The sequence below is a fragment of the Saccharothrix tamanrassetensis genome (genome assembly GCF_014203665.1).
GTDB lineage: Bacteria > Actinomycetota > Actinomycetes > Mycobacteriales > Pseudonocardiaceae > Actinosynnema > Actinosynnema tamanrassetense.
In genome coordinates this window covers 887,191-905,648 of sequence record NZ_JACHJN010000001.1, presented here as the reverse complement: position 1 = coordinate 905,648, position 18,458 = coordinate 887,191, and the positions used below count along the sequence as shown (strand labels likewise).

At 71.4% G+C, this 18,458-nt stretch carries 16 protein-coding genes and 1 riboswitch; of the genes, 8 read left to right on the top strand and 8 right to left on the bottom strand.

The window, feature by feature from the left end:
* Window positions 1-143: 143 nt before the first annotated feature.
* A complete protein-coding gene (locus tag FHS29_RS03545) occupies window positions 144-632 on the bottom strand; it encodes a GbsR/MarR family transcriptional regulator (protein ID WP_312864728.1) in 489 nt (162 codons plus the stop codon).
* A 93-nt stretch (window positions 633-725) separates the two neighbouring features.
* Here FHS29_RS03545 and FHS29_RS03540 point away from each other — a divergent pair, with 93 nt between their 5' ends.
* The 4 genes from FHS29_RS03540 to FHS29_RS03525 are packed head-to-tail and all read left to right on the top strand — an operon-like array spanning window position 726 to window position 5,112.
* Window positions 726-1,625 carry an ABC transporter ATP-binding protein gene (locus tag FHS29_RS03540; RefSeq protein ID WP_184688119.1) on the top strand — a complete coding sequence of 300 codons (900 nt, stop codon included), beginning with the start codon at window positions 726-728 and terminating at the stop codon, window positions 1,623-1,625.
* Window positions 1,622-3,223, top strand: coding sequence for an ABC transporter permease (locus FHS29_RS03535; protein ID WP_184688117.1), 1,602 nt, complete (start codon window positions 1,622-1,624; stop codon window positions 3,221-3,223). The genes FHS29_RS03540 and FHS29_RS03535 overlap by 4 nt, the downstream gene beginning before the upstream one ends.
* A gap of 51 nt (window positions 3,224-3,274) precedes the next feature.
* Window positions 3,275-3,832, top strand: a complete 558-nt coding sequence (locus tag FHS29_RS03530; protein ID WP_184688115.1) for an ArsR/SmtB family transcription factor — start codon at window positions 3,275-3,277, stop codon at window positions 3,830-3,832.
* On the top strand, window positions 3,829-5,112 hold the full coding sequence (locus tag FHS29_RS03525; RefSeq protein WP_184688113.1) for an MFS transporter: 1,284 nt from the start codon (window positions 3,829-3,831) through the stop codon (window positions 5,110-5,112). Before FHS29_RS03530 ends, FHS29_RS03525 begins: the two co-directional genes overlap by 4 nt.
* Here the strand turns inward: FHS29_RS03525 and FHS29_RS03520 are convergent.
* Together FHS29_RS03520 and FHS29_RS03515 are read right to left on the bottom strand one after the other, a co-directional pair.
* Complete coding sequence (locus tag FHS29_RS03520; RefSeq protein WP_184688111.1) at window positions 5,042-6,139, bottom strand: MFS transporter; 1,098 nt, start codon at window positions 6,137-6,139, stop codon at window positions 5,042-5,044. The two genes, FHS29_RS03525 and FHS29_RS03520, sit on opposite strands and share 71 nt — an antisense overlap.
* A gap of 531 nt (window positions 6,140-6,670) precedes the next feature.
* Window positions 6,671-7,573, bottom strand: a complete 903-nt coding sequence (locus FHS29_RS03515; protein WP_184688109.1) for a PAC2 family protein — start codon at window positions 7,571-7,573, stop codon at window positions 6,671-6,673.
* A gap of 50 nt (window positions 7,574-7,623) precedes the next feature.
* Here FHS29_RS03515 and metH point away from each other — a divergent pair, with 50 nt between their 5' ends.
* Both metH and FHS29_RS03505 read left to right on the top strand, forming a co-directional pair.
* The gene (metH, locus tag FHS29_RS03510; RefSeq protein WP_184688107.1) at window positions 7,624-11,160 is read left to right on the top strand and encodes a methionine synthase; all 3,537 of its coding nucleotides are present in this window, start codon (window positions 7,624-7,626) and stop codon (window positions 11,158-11,160) included.
* A 94-nt stretch (window positions 11,161-11,254) separates the two neighbouring features.
* Window positions 11,255-11,896 carry an HAD family hydrolase gene (locus FHS29_RS03505; protein ID WP_246439941.1) on the top strand — a complete coding sequence of 214 codons (642 nt, stop codon included), beginning with the start codon at window positions 11,255-11,257 and terminating at the stop codon, window positions 11,894-11,896.
* Window positions 11,897-12,104: 208 nt separating this feature from the next.
* Here the strand turns inward: FHS29_RS03505 and FHS29_RS03500 are convergent, their stop codons facing one another.
* From FHS29_RS03500 to FHS29_RS03490, 3 genes are all read right to left on the bottom strand, one after another.
* Window positions 12,105-12,866, bottom strand: a complete 762-nt coding sequence (locus FHS29_RS03500) for a CbtA family protein (RefSeq protein WP_184688103.1) — start codon at window positions 12,864-12,866, stop codon at window positions 12,105-12,107.
* Window positions 12,867-12,874: 8 nt separating this feature from the next.
* The gene (locus FHS29_RS03495) at window positions 12,875-13,060 is read right to left on the bottom strand and encodes a CbtB domain-containing protein (protein WP_184688101.1); all 186 of its coding nucleotides are present in this window, start codon (window positions 13,058-13,060) and stop codon (window positions 12,875-12,877) included.
* A 31-nt stretch (window positions 13,061-13,091) separates the two neighbouring features.
* A riboswitch (cobalamin riboswitch) is annotated at window positions 13,092-13,267 on the bottom strand.
* 104 nt (window positions 13,268-13,371) lie between these two features.
* Entirely contained in the window at window positions 13,372-14,052 is a 681-nt protein-coding gene (locus FHS29_RS03490) for a (2Fe-2S)-binding protein (RefSeq protein WP_184688099.1), read from the bottom strand.
* 17 nt (window positions 14,053-14,069) lie between these two features.
* Between FHS29_RS03490 and FHS29_RS03485 the strand changes: the two genes are divergently transcribed.
* A complete protein-coding gene (locus FHS29_RS03485; RefSeq protein ID WP_184688097.1) occupies window positions 14,070-15,008 on the top strand; it encodes a LysE family transporter in 939 nt (312 codons plus the stop codon).
* On the opposite strand, the gene FHS29_RS03480 is transcribed toward FHS29_RS03485, so the two are convergent.
* Window positions 14,996-16,207: a GNAT family N-acetyltransferase gene (locus FHS29_RS03480; RefSeq protein ID WP_184688094.1), complete on the bottom strand. Its 1,212-nt coding sequence runs from the start codon at window positions 16,205-16,207 to the stop codon at window positions 14,996-14,998. The genes FHS29_RS03485 and FHS29_RS03480 overlap by 13 nt on opposite strands.
* 111 nt (window positions 16,208-16,318) lie before the next feature.
* Between FHS29_RS03480 and FHS29_RS03475 the strand changes: the two genes are divergently transcribed.
* Window positions 16,319-16,756 carry a GNAT family N-acetyltransferase gene (locus FHS29_RS03475; protein WP_184688092.1) on the top strand — a complete coding sequence of 146 codons (438 nt, stop codon included), beginning with the start codon at window positions 16,319-16,321 and terminating at the stop codon, window positions 16,754-16,756.
* Between the two features lie 10 nt (window positions 16,757-16,766).
* Here the strand turns inward: FHS29_RS03475 and FHS29_RS03470 are convergent, their stop codons facing one another.
* Window positions 16,767-18,293: an FAD-dependent monooxygenase gene (locus FHS29_RS03470; protein ID WP_184688090.1), complete on the bottom strand. Its 1,527-nt coding sequence runs from the start codon at window positions 18,291-18,293 to the stop codon at window positions 16,767-16,769.
* Between the last annotated feature and the right edge of the window lie 165 nt (window positions 18,294-18,458).

Genomic DNA, 18,458 nt, shown 5'->3' with positions numbered 1-18,458 from the left:
GGACGTTCGCGCGAACGGGTGGTGCTGGACCTGGTCCCCTGCATAGTCCGGACAAAATCCTCCGGCGAGTAGCGCCGTTAAGCGTAATCCCGTGTCACCTGGACCGCCCGTGAAGCCGGAAGCCCTGGTCAGAGGCGATTCAGTCAGGAGTTAAAGCGCTCGTCCCGGTACGCCCGCCAGCGCTCCAGCATGTCCGGCAGCTCGCGGTGGAAGAACTCGAAGAACGCCAGCGTCTCGCTGATCCGCCTCCCGGCGGGCGTTCGCGGGCCCAGCACGCTGACGCCCTCCTTGAGCGAGCCCTCCCAGCGGGCCAGCATCTGGTCGCGGCGGAAGATCGCCTCGTACCAGAGGTCTTCGTACACCCGGTACACGTCGCGGCGGGAGCCGGTCTCGCGTTCGCGGCTGACCAGGCTGACCTGGGTGAGGTAGCGGACCGCGCCGGAGACCGCGGCGGGCGACACCCGCAGCAGGTCGGCCAGTTCGGCGGCGGTGAGGCTGCCGTCGTCGCTGGCCAGCAGCGCGACGAACACCCGTGACGGCATCCGCGGCATGCCCGCCTCGGCGAGGGCCGAGGCGAAGCGCTCGATGAACCGCAGTACCGCCTGCTCGTCCCGCTCCACCACCTGGGTCACCGCCGCATCATCTCCTCCGGGCGTCTGGACGAGTCGGAGTTTATACGCTTCCTTAACTTCACGAGTTTGTGAATTCACTGTAACTTGGCCGGCATGAGCGATGCGATATCCGTGTCGGGCCTGGTCAAGACCTTCGGTCCGACGCGTGCACTGGACGGGTTGGACCTGACCGTCCGCACGGGTGAGGTGCACGGCTTCCTCGGCCCCAACGGGGCGGGCAAGTCGACCACCATCAGGGTCCTGCTGGGGCTGCTCCGCGCCGACGCGGGCGCGGCCACGCTGCTCGGCGGCGACCCGTGGCGCGACACCGCCGGCCTGCACCGCCGGCTGGCCTACGTGCCGGGTGACGTGAGCCTGTGGCCCAACCTGACCGGCGGCGAGGTCATCGACCTGCTCGGCCGGTTGCGCGGCGGCCTGGACGAGCGGCGGCGCAAGGACCTGCTCGACCGGTTCGAGCTGGACCCGCGCAAGAAGGGCCGCACCTACTCCAAGGGCAACCGGCAGAAGGTGGCCCTGGTCGCGGCGCTGGCCTCGGACGTGGAGCTGCTCATCCTGGACGAGCCGACCTCCGGGCTGGACCCGCTGATGGAGGCGGTGTTCCAGGAGGCGGTCAACGAGGAGCGCGGCAACCGCACCGTGCTGCTGTCCAGCCACATCCTGGCCGAGGTGGAAGCGCTCTGCGACCGGGTGAGCATCATCCGCAACGGCCGCACCGTGGAGACCGGCACGCTGGCCGACCTGCGGCACCTGACCCGCACCAGCGTGTCCGCCGAACTGGCGGTCGCGCCGAACGGCCTGGCGTCCCTGGCGGGCGTGCACGACCTGGTGGTCGACGGGCCGCGGGTGCGGTTCGAGGTGGACACCGACCACCTGGACGACGCCCTGCGCGCCCTGGTGTCGTCCGGCATCCGGTCGCTGACCAGCCGGCCGCCCACGCTGGAGGAGCTGTTCCTGCGCCACTACGAGGTGCCCGAGGCGGCGGTGAGGTCATGACCGCACTCGTCGGGACCGGTGCCCTGGTCCGGCTCGCGCTGCGTCGCGACCGGCTGCTGCTGCCGGTCTGGGTGCTGGGCCTGGTCGGGATCACGCTGTCCACCGCGTCCGGGATGTACGAGCTGTACGGCACGGAGGAGCTGCGGCAGCAGCTCGGTGCCACGGCGGGCGTCAACCCCGCCTTCCTGGCCATGCTCGGCCCGATTTACGACCACACCACCATCGGCGGCATCCTGGCCTGGCGGTGGGGCGTGTTCGGCGCGCTGCTCACCGGCCTGATGGCGATGTTCCTGGTCACCCGGCACACCAGGGCCGAGGAGGAGACCGGGCGGCTGGAGCTGATCGGCTCCACGGTGACCGGGCGGCACGCGCCACTGGCCGCCGCCGTCGCGGTGTCGGCCCTGGCGAGCCTGCTGATCGGCGTGCTGACCGGACTCGGCCTGACCGGGCTGGGCGAGCGGGCCGGTGGCGCGTTCGCGCTGGGGCTGGCGTTCACGGCCGTGGGCTGGGCGTTCACCGGGGTCGGCGCGGTGGCCGCGCAGCTCACCGAGAGCGCGCGGACCGCCAACGCGGTGTCCGGCGCGGTGCTGGGTGCGGCCTACCTGCTGCGGGCCGTCGGCGACGCGGCGGGCGACCAGGGGCCGACCTGGCTGACGTGGCTGTCGCCGATCGGTTGGCTGGAACAGGTGCGGGCGTTCGCGGACGACCGCTGGTGGGTGCTGCTGCTCCCGGTGGCGTTGTCCGCGCTGCTGGTGGGCGCGGCGTCCGCGCTGGTGACCCGGCGCGACCACGGCGGCGGTCTGCTGCCGACGCGGCTGGGTCCGGCCCGTGCTCCGGGATCGTTGGGCAGCGCGTTCGGTCTGGCCTGGCGGTTGCAGCGGGGGATGCTGCTGGGCTGGACGCTGGCCCTGTTCGCGCTCGGCGGCGTGTACGGGGCGGTCGCGCGCGGCGTCGAGCAGATGCTGGAGGCCAACCCGGCGCTGGAGAAGGTCATGGCCCAGATGGGTGGCTCCGGCGGGATCGTGGACGTCTACCTGGCGTCGATCGTCGGCATCGTCGGCCTGTTCAGCTCGATCTACGTGGTGCAGGCGACGTTGCGGCTGCGCACCGAGGAGACCGACTTCCGCGCCGAACCCGTGCTGGCCACGCCGGTCCGGCGGGTCTCCTGGGTGGCGAGCCACCTGGCGTTCGCCACCCTCGGCACGGCCGTGGTGCTGGCCGCCGCCGGACTGGGCGCCGGGCTGGTGCACGGCGCCCGCGTCGGTGACGTCGGCGGGCAGGTCGGGCGGCTGGTGGGTGCGGCGCTGGCGCACCTGCCGGCGGTGTGGGTCGTCGCGGGCATCGCGCTGGCGCTGTTCGGGCTGGTGCCCAAGCTGGTCATGGCGAGCTGGGCGGTGCTGGTGGTGTTCCTGGTGCTCGGCCAACTCGGTCCGGTGCTGGGACTGGACCAGTGGGCCATGGACCTGTCGCCGTTCACGCACATCCCGAAGCTGCCCGGCGCGGACCTGACCGCCACTCCGCTGGTGTGGCTGACGGTGACCGCTGTGGCGCTGATGGCCGTCGGGTTCGCGGGGTTCCGACGGCGGGACATCGGCTAGAAGCCTGAAAGAAAAGTTTCGAAAGGAACCTTTCAGGCGTACCGTCGGGGCATGGACCTTCCCCGGCCCCGACGGGTCTCCGATGTCGATGCGTTGAAAGCACTGGCCCACCCGCTGCGGGTGTCGTTGTTGCACCACCTCGTGGCGGTGGGCCCGCGCACGGCCAGCGAGTGCGCCGCCGAGGTCGGCTCGACGGCGTCGAACTGCAGCTGGCACCTCCGGCAACTGGCCAGGTTCGGTTTCGTCGACCGGGTCGAGGCGGGGGACGGGCGGGAACGGCCGTGGCGGGCCACCGAGGTCGGGTTCGACATCGGCGCGTTCTCCGAGGACCCGGCTGTGCGCACCCAGCAGGACGCGCTGGTCGCGTTGCAGCTCAACGAGGACAACCGGCTCGCCCAGCGCTTCCTGGACCGGCAGCACGACCTGCCCCGGGAATGGCTGCTCGCCACCGCCATGCACGGCTACACGGTCAACGTGACCGCCGAGGAGCTGACCGGGCTGCTCGGGATGATCGACGACATCCTGCGGCCCTACCTCGTACCGGTCCGCGCGGACGCACCCGAGGGTGCGCGGCCCGCCCACGTCGGCATCCGGGCGTTCCCGCGATGACCGGCCCGCTGCGGGTGCCGGCGTTCCGCCGGATGTGGATCGCCGGGTTCGTGTCCGAGATCGGCGACTGGGTCCTGATGGTCGCCTTGCCGGTGTACGTCTACCAGCTGACCGGGTCGGTGGGCTCGACCGCGACCACGTTCGTGGTGGCGCTGCTGCCCAGCCTGGCGCTGTCGCCGCTGGCCGGCGTGCTCGCCGACCGGTGGGACCGGCGCAAGCTCATGCTGTGCGTCAGCCTCGCGCAGGCGGTGGCCCTGTTACCGCTGCTCACCGGCGACCTGGTGGTGGTCAACGCGGTGATGGCCGTCCAGGCGGCGCTGGCGGCGCTGTTCGAACCCGCCAAGAACGCCCTGCTGCCGGAGCTGGTCGGACGCGACCAGGTGACGGCGGCGAACGGCCTGGTCGGGCTCAACAGCAACCTCGCGCGGCTGATCGGGGCGTCGCTCGGCGGGCTGGTGCTCGGGTGGTCCGGGCTGCCCGGCGTGCTGTGGGTCGACGTGGCGTCGTTCCTGGCCGCGGCGGTGCTGCTGGCCCGGCCCTTCGGGGTGGTCGACCGGTCGGGCGGTGCGCCGGTGCTCCGGGCGTGGCTGGACGGCCTGCGGGAGATCCGGGGTCCGTTGCGCGGCATGGTGGCCGTGGTGGGGCTGATGGCGTTGAGCCAGGGCATGTTCGTGGTGCTGTTCGTGGTGTTCGTGACCGAACGGCTCGGCGGTGCTGAGGCGGAAGTCGGCCTGTTGCGGGGCATCCAGGCCGTGGGCGGGCTCGCGGGTGGCTTGGTGGTCGGGTTGCTGGCGCGGCGGACGTCGGCGTGGTCGCTGCTCGGCTGGTCGGTCGTGGTGTTCTCGGTGATCGCGGCGGTGGGGTGGAACGGCCCGCACGTCACCACGGCGTTCGCGTTCTACCTGGTGACGTTCGCGTTGTGCGGTGCGCCGGGCGTGATCGCGGGGGCGGGGATGATGTCGGTGCTGCAACTGCACACCTCCGACGCGTCGCGGGGACGGGTGATGGCGACGTTCGGGAGCCTGTACGACGGGTTCCAGGCGTTGGGGATGGTGCTGGCGGGCGCGCTGGCCGTGCCGCTGGGGTTGACCGTGCTGCTCGACCTCCAGGCCGGGCTGTACCTGGTGGCCGGCGTGATCACCTTTCTGATCGGGTCCTCCGCGAGGTCGACGGCGAGCAGCGGTCGAGTCCGGCTTCGTGGGAGGGGCCCTAGCCGGCGGGCTTCTTCCTCCGCCACAGCAGACCGGGAGGAAGGAGCAGCACCAACGCGGCCGGGGTGAGGAAGGCCGTCATCGGGTTGAGGTGGTACAGCGGCACGAACGCCATCGGCGACGCCGCACCGCCGAGGAAGCGGAGCGACTGCAACACCGACACCGCCCCACCCCGGTTCCCGCCGTCGTCGCCGAGCACCAGGGCGTTCAACCCGACGATCATCGCCTGGCTGAACGCCCCCGACACCGCCCACAGCGCCCCGACCGCGACCAGGCTCGGCAACACCCCGATCAACGCGAGCAACACCGCCCCGACCGTCGTACCGAGCAGCACGCACCGCCGGGGCCCGACGCGGTCGATCATCCACCCGGTCAGCCGGGCGGCGACGATCCCGACCACCCCGAACCCGGTCAACACCAGCCCGCGCTCACCCGCGCCGAGCCCGAAGTCGTCCCCGAGCCTCAACGCGACCAGGAACGACACCCCGCCCAGGCACCCCCACCCGACGAACCCGACGGCGGCCAGCCGCAGCGTTTCAGGCCGCCACGCGCTGCGCAGCTTCGGCGGTTGCGCGCTCTTCGGGGGGTCGGCGGGCAACCCGGTGAGCGCCAGCAATGCGGCCACCACCGCCGCACCGACGAACGCCCACCGCCACGACGCCTCGGCCGCGAACCCGCCGACCAGCGGCGCGGACGTCTGCCCGACGGCCTGCATCGAGGCGAACATGCCCAAGGCGCGGCCCAGCCGTTCCTTCGGGGTCACGGCGGCGATGGCGGCCAGCAGCAGGGGAGTGGTGAAGGAGTTGGCAGCGCCTTGGAGCGCCCGTCCACCGATCAGGACCGGGAACGACCACGACACGGCGCACAGGACGGACGCGACGACGTAGACGACATACGCGATCCGAACCGTCCGCCGTGCGCCCCAGCGCTCGCCGAGCGTGCCGGACACCAGCATGAAGCCGGCGAACGGCAGGAGGTAACCGGTCAGCGTGGTCGCCGCGGTCCCGGCCGAGACCTGGAAGTCGCCCCCGATCTCGGGCAGGACGGACGAGGTCATCGCGCCACCGAACGGCCCGAGGAACCCGCCGGCGTACATACCGACCACCGCAAGCCGCCGAGCGCCCACCGACCACCCTCCGATCCCCGTGCCACTCTTTCACGAGCCGGTGCCGGGGCTTTCGGCACGAGTGCGTGCTTTCGGCCACTGCCGACGCAGTGCTCGGTGCGGCATTGTCGGTGGTGCCTGAGGTGCGGCGTTGTCTGTGGTGCCTGAGGTGCGGCGTTGTCTGTGGTGCCTGGAAGGATGAGCCCCAGGGGCGCTTCGGCGCGGATTGTCGGTGGTCCGTGGGACAATCGAAACCGGGGCCGGAGGCCAAGCCCGGAACCGGGGCCGGAGCCCAACCCGATGCGGCCTCCGGAGGCGTGCGGCCTCGAACGCGTCGTCGGAAAGCGGCCTCGAACGCGGCATCCGGAATCGGCCTTGCACGCGACGTCGGATGCGGGTCCGACGCGGTGGGTCGGGCGCGACGGGTCGGAGCGGTGGAGTCGGGCACAACGCGTCGCGCGCAACGGATCGGACGCGGTGTCGGACGCCGGTCGAATACGGTGCCGATGCCCGCCGGGGCTGTCAGATGCCCGTCGGTCCTCGGCCCGGACCCGGGCCGCGGCCCCGACGCCTCAGGTAGCGCTCGAACTCGGCCGCGATGGCGTCGCCGCTGGCCTCGGTGATCTGGATCTCCGCGTCGCCGCGCTCCTCCAGCGCCCGGACGTAGTTGCGCACGTCCTCGTCCTCGTCCGCCATCTCGCTGACGGTCCGCTCCCACTCCTCGGCCTGCTCGGGCAGCGCCCCCAGCGGCACCTCCACGTCCAGCACCTCTTCCACCCGGTGCAGCAGCGCCAAGGTGGCCTTGGGCGAAGGCGGCTGCGACACGTAGTGCGGCACGGCGGCCCAGAACGAGATCGCGGGCACGCCCGCCTGCACGCACAAGTCCTGGAACACGCCGACGATGCCGGTCGGCCCCTCGTAGCGGGAGCGCTCCAACCCGAACTTCGACGCCGCCGCCGCGTCGTAGGCCGTCCCGGTCACCGGCACCGGCCGGGTGTGCGGGGTGTCCATCAGCAGCGCGCCCAGCGTGACGACCGTCGTGATGCCGAGGTCCTCGATGTGGCCGAGCAGTTCACCGGCGAACTTGCGCCACCGCATGTTCGGCTCGATGCCGTGCACCAGTACCACGTCGGTGGACGAGCCGGGCGGACGGCAGACGGTGAGCCTCGTGGTCGGGAATTCCACCCGACGGGTGATGCCGTCCACCATGCGGACTGTGGGCCGCGTCACTTGGAAATCGTAGTAGTCATCAGGATCGATCTCCGCCAGCGGAGTGGCGTCCCAGGTGAGTTGCAGGTGCTCGATCGCCGTGCTGGCAGCGTCTCCAGCGTCGTTCCACCCCTCGAACGCCGCCACCATGATCGGGTTGGTGAGCGGTTTGCTGGGGTCGAAAGGGGTCTTGGCGGCCTGGTCCGGATCGGTCACCGGGTCAGACTACGACCCCCACCGCACACCCGACGCCGTAGGCTTGGCCCATGCCGGATCGTGTCTCCTCGCCCCTGCTGGACGCACTCGCCGACCGCGTGGTCGTGGCGGACGGTGCGATGGGCACAATGTTGCAGTCCGTCGACCTCAGCCTCGATGACTTCGCAGGTCACGAAGGCTGCAACGAGATCCTCAACGTGACCCGGCCCGATGTCGTCCGCCAGGTGCACCGCGGCTACCTGTCGGTAGGCGCGGACGCGGTCGAGACGAACACCTTCGGGGCCAACCTGGCGAACCTCGCCGAGTACGGCATCCAAGATCAGATCTTCGACCTCTCGCGGCGCGGCGCGGCGCTCGCCCGCGAGGTCGCCGACGAGTTCTCCGAGCCGGGCAAGCCCCGGTTCGTGCTCGGCTCGGTCGGCCCCGGCACGAAGCTGCCCACGCTCGGCCACGCCCCCTACGCCACGCTGCGCGACGCTTACGTCGAGCAGGTGCGGGGCATGCTGATCGGCGGCATCGACGCGGTGATCGTCGAGACGTCCCAGGACCTGCTCCAGACCAAGGCGTCGATCATCGGCGCCAAGCGCGCGATGGCCGCCGAGGGCATCCGGGTGCCGATCATCGCCCAGGTCACCGTCGAGACCACCGGCACGATGCTGCTCGGGTCGGAGATCGGCGCCGCGCTCACCGCGCTGGAGCCGCTGGGCATCGACCTGATCGGGCTGAACTGCGCCACCGGCCCGGCCGAGATGAGCGAGCACCTGCGCCAGCTGTCCAAGCACGCGCGCATCCCGCTGTCGGTGATGCCCAACGCCGGTCTGCCCGAACTCGGCCCGCGCGGCGCGGTGTACCCGCTCACCCCCGAGGAGCTGGCGGTCGCGCTGACCGGTTTCGTCACCGAGTTCGGCGCACGGCTCGTCGGCGGCTGTTGCGGCACCACCGCCGAACACGTCCGCCAGGTCGTCGAAGCCGTCCGCGAGATCGGCCCCAGCACCCGCCGTCCCCGCCCCGAGCCGGGCGTCTCGTCGCTCTACCAGGCCGTGCCGTTCCGCCAGGACGCCTCCGTGCTGATGATCGGCGAACGCACCAACGCCAACGGCTCCAAGGCGTTCCGCGAAGCGATGCTCGCCGGCAGGTTCGACGACTGCATCGAGATCGCCCGCGACCAGACCCGCGACGGCGCGCACCTGCTCGACCTCAACATCGACTACGTGGGCCGGGACGGCGCGGACGACATGAGGCAGCTGGCCGGCCGGCTGGCCACCGCGTCCACGCTGCCGATCATGCTCGACTCCACCGAGCCCGAGGTGCTCCAGGCGGGCCTGGAGTGCCTGGGCGGGCGCAGCGCGGTCAACTCGGTGAACTACGAGGACGGCGACGGCCCGGACTCCCGGTTCCAGCGGATCATGCGGCTGGTCTCCGAGCACGGCGCGGCGGTCGTCGGCCTGTGCATCGACGAGGAGGGCCAGGCCCGCACCGCCGAGTGGAAGGTGCGCGTCGCGACCCGCCTGATCGAGGACCTGACCAAGAACTGGGGCGTGCACACCAGCGACATCATCATCGACACCCTCACCTTCCCCATCTCCACGGGGCAGGAGGAGGTGCGCAAGGACGCGCTGGAGACGATCAGCGCGATCCGCGAGCTGAAGCGCCGGTACCCGGAGGTGCAGACGACGCTGGGCATCTCGAACGTGTCGTTCGGCCTCAACCCGGCCGCCCGGCAGGTGCTGAACTCGGTGTTCCTGCACGAGTGCGTGCAGGCGGGCCTGGACACCGCGATCGTGCACGCGTCGAAGATCGTCCCGATGGCGCGGATCCCCGACGAGCAGCGCGCGGTGGCGCTGGACCTGGTCTACGACCGCCGCCGCGAGGGCTACGACCCGTTGCAGAAGCTGATGGAGCTGTTCGAGGGCGTCAGCATGTCCTCCAGCCGCGCTTCGCGGGCCGAGGAGCTGGCGGCGCTGCCGCTGTTCGCGCGGCTGGAACGCCGGATCGTGGACGGCGAGCGCAACGGCCTGGAGGCCGACCTGGAGGAGGCGCTCCAGGAGCGCCCCGCGTTGCAGATCATCAACGACACCCTGCTGTCGGGCATGAAGACGGTCGGCGAGCTGTTCGGCTCCGGCCAGATGCAGCTGCCGTTCGTGCTCCAGTCCGCCGAGGTCATGAAGACCGCGGTGGCCTACCTGGAGCCGCACATGGAGCGCTCCGACGACGGCGGCAAGGGCCGGATCGTGCTCGCCACGGTCAAGGGCGACGTGCACGACATCGGCAAGAACCTGGTGGACATCATCCTGTCCAACAACGGTTACGAGGTCGTCAACATCGGCATCAAGCAGCCGATCAACGCCATCCTCGACGCCGCCGAGGAGCACCGCGCCGACGCCATCGGCATGTCCGGCCTGCTGGTCAAGTCCACGGTGATCATGAAGGAGAACCTGGAGGAGATGAACTCGCGCGGTGTCGCCGCGCGGTGGCCGGTGCTGCTCGGCGGCGCGGCCCTGACCAGGGCGTACGTCGAGAACGACCTGACCGAGATGTACCTGGGCGACGTCAAGTACGCGCGGGACGCGTTCGAGGGCCTGCGGCTGATGGACGCGATCATGGCCGTCAAGCGCGGCGAGGCCCCGGCGGTCGACCCGGAGGCGGAGCGCAAGACCGCCGAGCGCAAGGCCCGCCGCGAGCGGTCGCTGCGGATCGCCGCCGAGCGCAAGGCCGCGCAGGAGCAGCCGACCGAGGTCGGCCGTTCCGACGTGGCCGTGGACGTGCCGATCCCGACGCCGCCGTTCTGGGGCACCCGCGTGGTCAAGGGCGTGCCGCTGGGCGACTACGCGGCGATGCTGGACGAGCGCGCCACGTTCATGGGGCAGTGGGGTCTCAAGGGCTCGCGCGGCGACGGCCCCACCTACGAGGAGCTGGTGGAGACCGAGGGCCGGCCGCGCCTGCGGTACTGGCTGGACCGGCTGGCCACCGAGGGCGTGCTGGCGCACGCGGCGGTCGTGTACGGGTACTTCCCGTGCGTGTCCGAGGGCGACTCGCTGGTGGTGTTGCGGGAGCCGAAGCCCGACTCGCCGGAGCGGGTGCGGTTCACCTTCCCCCGGCAGAAGCGCGACCGGCGGCTGTGCCTGGCCGACTTCTGGCGGCCCCGCGAGTCCGGCGAGGTGGACGTGATCGCGTTCCACCTGGTCACCATGGGCCAGCCGATCGCGGACTACGCCAACGAGCTGTTCGCCAAGGACGCCTACCGGGAGTACCTGGAGGTGCACGGCTTGGGCGTGCAGCTGACCGAGGCGCTGGCCGAGTACTGGCACCGGCGCATCCGCGAGGAGCTGCGCTGGCCCGACGGCGCGTCGGTGTCGGCGGAGGACCCGGACGACGTGGAGGAGTTCTTCAAGCTCGGCTACCGGGGTGCCCGCTACTCGCTGGGCTACGGCGCGTGCCCGGACATGGACGACCGGGTCAAGGTCGTGGAGCTGCTGGAGCCGGGCCGGATCGGCGTGCAGCTGTCCGAGGAGCTGCAGCTGCACCCCGAGCAGTCCACCGACGCCTTCGTGGCCCACCACCCGGAGGCGAAGTACTTCAACGCGTGACCCGCGCCCGGTGGTTCGGGCGCCGGGGCCGGGTGGAACTGCGGGCGTTGAGCGTGGAGGGGGTTCGGTGAGCTTGGAAGCCGTGCTGTGGGACATGGACGGCACGCTGTTGGACTCGGAGAAGCTGTGGGACGTCCCGCTCTACGAGTTCGCGGAGAAGCTCGGCGGCACGTTGTCGCTGAGCACCCGGCAGGCAATGATCGGTTCCAACGTGGCGACCACGATGGCACTGCTGTTCACCGAAGTCGGCATCACGCCGACGGAGGACGAGACGGCGGACGGTGCGGCGTGGATCCTGCGGCGCACCGAGGAGCTGTTCCGGGCCGGGCTGCCGTGGCGACCCGGGGCGCAGGAGGCGCTGCGGTCGGTGCGGTCGTCCGGCGTGCCGATGGCGCTGGTGACGTCGACCGAGCGCGGCTTGACCGAGGTCGCCCTGGACACCATCGGCCGCGACCTGTTCGACGTGACCGTGTGCGGTGACGAGGTGGAGGGCCGCAACAAGCCCCTGCCCGACCCGTACCTGAAGGCGGCACGGCTGCTGGGCGTGGATGCTGCGGCGTGCGTCGCGATCGAGGACTCGCCGACCGGTGTGGCGTCGGCGGTCGCGGCGGGCTGCACGGTGCTCGTCGTGCCGTGCGACGTGTCGGTGCCGGCGGGGGAGCGACGCATCTTCCGCGAGTCGCTGGTGGGGGTCGACCTGGAGGCCCTCGCCGCGCTGCGGCAGGCAACCGGCTGATGCTGCCTGGCACTGCCTGCCTGCCTGCCTGGCACTGCCTGCCTGCCTGGCACTGCCTGCCTGCCTGGCACTGCCTGCCTGCCTGGCACTGCCTGCCTGGCACTGCCTGCCTGACGCTGCCGGGATGTGCCTGGTCCTGGGCGGGTGTGGACCCGCCCAGGACAGCGTCGATCAGGCGTCACCCGCGTGGCCGGTCAGGCACGGCAGGTCAGGCACCGAGAGCCGTGGCCTTGGCCTTGCTCCCGCTCCTGGTCCGCACGGCCGGATCGATCAGCAGGCCGAACACGACGCCGAGGCCGAGCCACAGGGTGGCCGTCTCGGCGAGCGACGCGAGCCGGAAGTCCCACAGGACGTTGCTCGGCATGTCCTCCGGAATCGCGTCCGGTGGTGCCGGGAACGCCAGCAGGATCACCGTGAAGCCCGCGATCACGGCCAGCGCGACCGCGGTGGACCGCACCGGACGGCTCAGGTGGCCGAGCCGGGACGCCAGGTAGCTCGCCCCGAACACGACGAGCAGGCCCGCCGCGATCACGCCCAGGTAGAGCACCGTGCGGTAGCCGACCGTGTTCGGGTCGCCGACCGCCGGCGGGTTCGCCGGGTACTTGATCGCGGGCAGCAGGGCTGCCGCCCCGAACACCGCCGCCGCCAGGGACACGCTCCGGCTGAACGGCGGCCGGTCGGTGAACCAGCGGCGTGAGCCGGCGTACGCGGTGGCGAACAGCGCGCCGACCGCCAGGCCGACGATCACCGCCGCCAGCACGCCGCCGACCAGCTGGGTGCCCCGGCCGAACAGTTCGCCGTGGTCGTGCCCACCCGGCTCGACCGGTTCGGTCGCCGCGCGGGCCTCTTCGACGGCCAGTGCGGCCCGGATCGGCACCTCCACCACGAAGAGACCGACCAGGCCCGCGAGAAGACCTGCGATGCCGCCTGCGCCCACTCCGCGCAGCAGCACGCTGCGGTAGCTGTTCACGGCCGGCCCTAGTGGCACGGGACGCCGAGCGCGTGCCGCCCGTCGTGGAAGAACTCGTGCAGCGACTCGGCGGCGTGGCCGATCGCGAGACCGTTCTCCTGGAGTACCAGCCAGGTCACCATCAGCGCGACGAGCGCGACGGCGTAGGCCCACCTGGGAATGGGGATGGAAAGGGGGTGCGCGGGGCTCGTCATGACGGCCTCCTCCATACCTCGTGGAAGGTCAACAACAACTCGTGCCGCAGCCGGTCTCCTGACTCCCGGATCGCTGCCGTCCCCGCGTCTTCCCAGCCGCACCGTGCGGCCAGTGACGTTCTCGGCGGGTTGGCTCCCCGGTCACAGTGGCGAGGACCGCGCCGGATTCCCACCGGCTTCCCGTCCACTGCGGCGGTGGAACCGTAAGTGCCCGCAACGCCCCGGCACAACCGACCAGACGAGTTGTCGTCCACCTCACCGACGGTTCACGCAGGGGTTTTCCCCGTCACCCCGAAGGCCACCCCGAACCCTCATCGAGCCGGCAACGGGCAGTCGCCACACGTCCCGCCCCCGTCGAGCCGGTAGTAGAGGCAGCAGCTGCGCCGCCGGAACACCACCTCGCCGGGGAACGGGATGAAGTCCCCGCACCCCCGCAACGGCGGATCACCCAACAACCGCGCCCCCAAGGCGAGGCAGTCGTCGGCCGACGCGACCCCACTACGACCGACCGTCCGCAATGCCCCGGCGATCGACGAAGCCGCATTGCCCCACAACAGCCCCCGCGCCACCGGCACCACGTCGCGGATCGCCTCCACCACCGGCTCCAACGACTCGGCGATACCCACCCCGGCCACCGGCTCGGCAACCCGGACCCGCAGCCCGTCCGCCCCGTACTGCCACCACACGTTGCCCGGCCGGATGTCCGGCGCGACCCCGCCCACGGCGTGTGCCGCGACCGTCGGACAAAGCAGCCGCGCCGTGTAGCTGAGGAAGAACAGCGAGGCGGCGACCCGAGCCTCCCCGGTCAGGTACCGCTCGCCGATCGCCTTCAAAGTGCCCGGCAACGCGGATCCGTCGAGCAGGGCACTGCCGGGCTGCCACCCCTCGCCGGCGGTGGTGCCCGGCTCGGGACGACCCACATCGAGGGCGAAGAACGGACTGAGACCACGGACCTGGCGCAAGGTGGCCAGCACTCGGACGAAGTCGGACACGTGGCTAGTCTGCCGCCGTGGACGCACTGGGGTTGGGCCTGACCCTCGGCTTGGCGGCAAGCATCAGCCCCGGCCCGCTGTTGGTGCTGGTGGTGACCTCGGCGCTGCGCTCGGGATGGCGCGCCGGCGCACTGGCCGCCTGCGCCCCGCTGCTGTCGGACGCGGTGGTGGTCGCCGCGACCCTGCTGCTGCTCGACCGCCTGCCGGCGAGCGTTCTGGGGGTGCTCGGTGTGGTCGGCGCGGTGTTCGTGGTGTGGACCGGCGCGCAAACCATCCGCGACGCCCGATCCGCCTCCGTGGGCACCACCGCTACTCATTTCGGCGGCACGGACGTGACCGCCGGCAGGAGCCACGGTGGCGCGGCCGGAGACGGCGGGTCAATCGGAGATGGCGCGGTTCGAGACGGCGGGTCAGTCGGCGATGGCGCGGCTGGGAAGGACGCCGGGGATGGCCCGGCGGGAGGTGGCCCGGCGGGAGGTGGCCCGGCGGGAGGTGGCCCGGCGGGAGGTGGCCAGGCCGGGCACGGTGTGGTCGGCGATGGCGGGAACACAGGCGGTGAAGTCGGCTCCGGCTCCGGCTCCGGGAAGGGGCGGGGCGGTGCCGGCGATCGCCGTTCCGCTGCCGGCGGTAGCGGTCGGGGTTCCGGGGATGCGTCGGCGTTGCGGCGTGCGGTGGCGGTGAACCTGCTCAGTCCACACCCCTGGTTGGCGTGGGCCACGGCTCTGGGGCCGCTGGTCATCGCCACCTGGCGCGGGTCGCCAGGGGCCGGGGTGGCGTTGTTGGTCGGCTTCTACCTGACGTTGGTCGGCGGCAAGGTCGTCATCGCGCTGCTCGTCGCCCGTGGGCGTCGGCGGCTCGGCGACGTGGGCTACCGCCGTGCGTTGACCTGTGCCGGTGTGTTGCTGGTGCTCGCGGGGGTTGCGCTCGGGGTCGAGTTCGCCGGTTACGGCATGTAGAACGTGATCAGGTCGCTGCGCACCGGTGGGAAGAGCGTGTGCATCAGCTCGGCGTTCGGACCGGGGTAGACGTCCGGGCACCTGGCCGTCAGGCCGCGCAGCCCATGAGGGCCGAACAGCAGAGAGGCCGGCATGTCCGGCGCTACACCCGCCCCGCCTGCCGCTCCGGGAGCCTGCATGGTGCCACCGGTGGTGATGGGACCTACCTCGCCGCACTTGAACGGCATGCGGACGTGTGAACGGTAGAACGACACGACGGCCTCGCCCTCCGCGTCGGCGAAGGACGACTCGGCCAGCCGTCGGCCGAACACCGGTCGGAGGTGCTCCAGCAGGGCCACCGGGTCGGCGATTCGTACGTAGTACGAGTTCGCGTCGTCCGGCGCTGGGCCGAGGAACGGTTCCAGCGCGTCGCCGGCCACGGTGCCCGGGCGCTCGTTGACCGACGTCGCCCCGGTGTGGGCGAGCAGCGCGTGCGCGGCGGCGGCGTCCACCGCTGCCACCTCGCACAACCGCACGCCTTCGTCCGGCGGTGTCGAACGGCCGGTGCCGACGGGATCGCCGTCGCGTTCCACCAGCCATTGCGTGCTGCCGTCACGGGCCACCAGCCAGCGCCACAGCGCGGTCGAGTGCGGCATCCGCAGGTCCGCGCGTGACTGCTCCGCGTCCTGAAGACGTGCCATCGCCGGGATGTCGTCGACCGTGGCCTCGCGAACCGTGTCGCTGCCGGCCGGTGCTGTGTTGGCTGGTGCTGTGTTGGCCGGCGGCGTGCCGACCACCGGCCGCGCCGGGGCGATCGGGATCGCGTAGGTGTACCCGAACAGCCGGTAGAAGTAGGGGATACCGAGCATCACGTTCACCAGCTGCCCGCGCGCCGCCGACCGTTCGTGCGCCCAGCCCATCAGCGCGCGGACCAGCCCGCGTCCCTCGTAGTCGCGGTCGGTGGCGACCAGCTCCACCTGGCCGGCCGGAACCTCGACGCCGCTCAGGACCAACGTCTCGTCCAGCAGGGTCGCGGTGGAGACCACTCGATCGCCGTCCACGACGACCGCGCACGCCTCCCACCCGGCGTCCGGGTCGTCTACCACCAGCCGGTGGTCCACCGCGTCCTCCGGCTCGCCCCGATCGGCCAGCAAGGCGCCGATCTGGTCGAGGTCCCGTGGTTCAGCGGTGCGCAGCACCAACCCGTCGGGCAACGTCATCAGTGCAGTGTCGGCGGTCCTCCTCTCCTCGTGCCACCGGATTTCCGGTGGCGATCCATTGGTCGCCGAACTGATTTGGCGGACTCGCCCGGGTGTCGCACAATCCCGCCCATGTCCTGGCTGCCGTCCGACTACGTCCACCCCGCCCGTGTCGATCTCGGCACGGGCCACCATTTGAGGCCGATCCGCGAGTCCGACGTGGACCTCGACTATCCGGCCGTCATGGGGTCGCAGGAGCGGCTGTGGTCGATCTTCGGCGAGAAGTGGCACTGGCCGCCCACGACCATGACGTACGAGGAGGACCGCGTCGACCTCGCCCGTCACGAACGGGAAGCCGAGGCGCACCAGTCGTTCAACTACGCGCTGTTCGACGGCGACGAGACCGCCCTGCTCGGCTGCGTCTACATCGACCCGGCCGAGGACGCGCTCATCACGTGGTGGGTTGTGGACGAGTACGTCGGCACCGAACTCGAACGCGCGCTGGACGCCTTCGTCCCCGAGTGGATCGCCCGCGACTGGCCGTTCACCAGCCCTCGGTTCGGGCTCTGAACCTCGCTGCTCATCCCTGCGGGAGGTCTCGCGGGTCGCCGAACCACCTCCTCAGCGACTCGGCGAGTTCCCCGAGGTGCCCGCCTGCCCACGCCACGTAACCGTCCGGCCTGACCAGGACCGCGTCGGCGGGTGCGGCGGGGGTTGTGGTGGTGTGGATGTCCACCCGGTCGGTCCACGGTGCGGCGGCGCGGCGCACGTCGGCGCGGTCGGCGAAGTCGAGCAGCAACGGGCGGCCGGTCCGGGCCAGGTGGGCGAAGGTCGTGTTGCCCGTCAGCGGCAGGTCGGGCATCCAGCGGCCGGTCAGCAGGTGGGTCGAACTGCCCATGTCGTAGACCGTGTCGGCACCGGACATCAGATCGGAGATGCGTCGGACCGCCGTGTCGTCTTGCAGTAGTTCGGTGAGGACTTCGCGGAGCGCCGTGGTGTTGGGACCTTCGGCCAGCAGCGCGGTCTGGGCTCGGCTGTGGGTGATGACGCGTCGGCCCACCGGGCGGCGTTCCGAGTTGTAGGTGTCGAGCAGGCCGGGCGGGGCCCAGCCGTTGATCTGCGCGGCCAGTTTCCAGCCCAGGTTGATCGCGTCCTGGAGGCCCAGGTTCAGGCCGGGACCGCCCACTCCGGAGTGGACGTGCGCGGCGTCGCCGACCAGGAGGACCCGACCCTCGCGGTAGCGGTCGGCCAGGCGGGAGTTCGTGCCCTCGGCTCGGCGGTTGAGCGCTGCGGGCTGCCCGTTGCACGGTTCGCTCATCGGCAGGTCGATGCCGAGGACGCGTTTCGCCGCTTCGCGCAGTTCGTCGAGTGGCATCTCGTCGGTGTCGGTCAGGCCGGACCGCCCCCACTCGATCATCGCGATGCGGTAGATGCCGGGCTGGAACATGCCGAACGCGAAGACGCCGTGCTCGGTGCGGTGGAAGGTGCCCGGCCACAGCACGCCCATGCCGGGGATGTCGAGTTGACCGGTGGAGTGGTCGGCGACCGGCTCGTGGATCACCACCTGGCCGGTGCGGTGGGTGAAGCCGTCGTCGGTGATGCCGGGGAAGCCGATGCCGGCGCGTTTGCGGACCACGCTGTGGCCGCCGTCGGCTCCCACCACATAACGCGCGGTGAGCTCGTACCCGCCGTCGGGGCCGGAGACGTCCAGTGTCACGTGGTCTTCGTGCCGGGTCAGGTCCTTGACCTGGTGGCCGCGCCGGACCGGTACGCCGGCGTGGTTCTCCAGCACCTCTTCGAGCCTTCGTTGCGGGACCGGCAGGATGAACAGCGCGTTGTCGTCCAGCGTGGCCATCTCCAGCGGGAGTGCGCCGAACTGGAAGAACGGGGCCGGTTGCGGTGGGGCGGGACTGCCGGTGACGGCTTCGTGCAGGCCTCGGTAGTGCAGCGCCTGCACGACCCGGCCGACCAGGCCGTTGGCCTTCGGCAGCGTGGCGCGTCCCGGCAGGGCTTCGAGCACGGTCGGGCGGACGCCGGCGAGCCGCAGTTCGTTGGCGAGCATCAGGCCGTTGGGGCCTGCTCCGACGATGACGACGTCGGTATCCATGGTGTCTCCTTCGGGCATGGCTGAATAAGCCCCACGTGGTGGGGACCGGTTGTGGTCGTTCAAGGGCGTGACTGGGCAAGCCCCCTCGGTGGCGGGGCTGCGATGGGTTGTCGAGGCGTCGTCGAACAAGCCCTGGGTGTCAGGGCCGGGGTTCGGGTGGTCGGT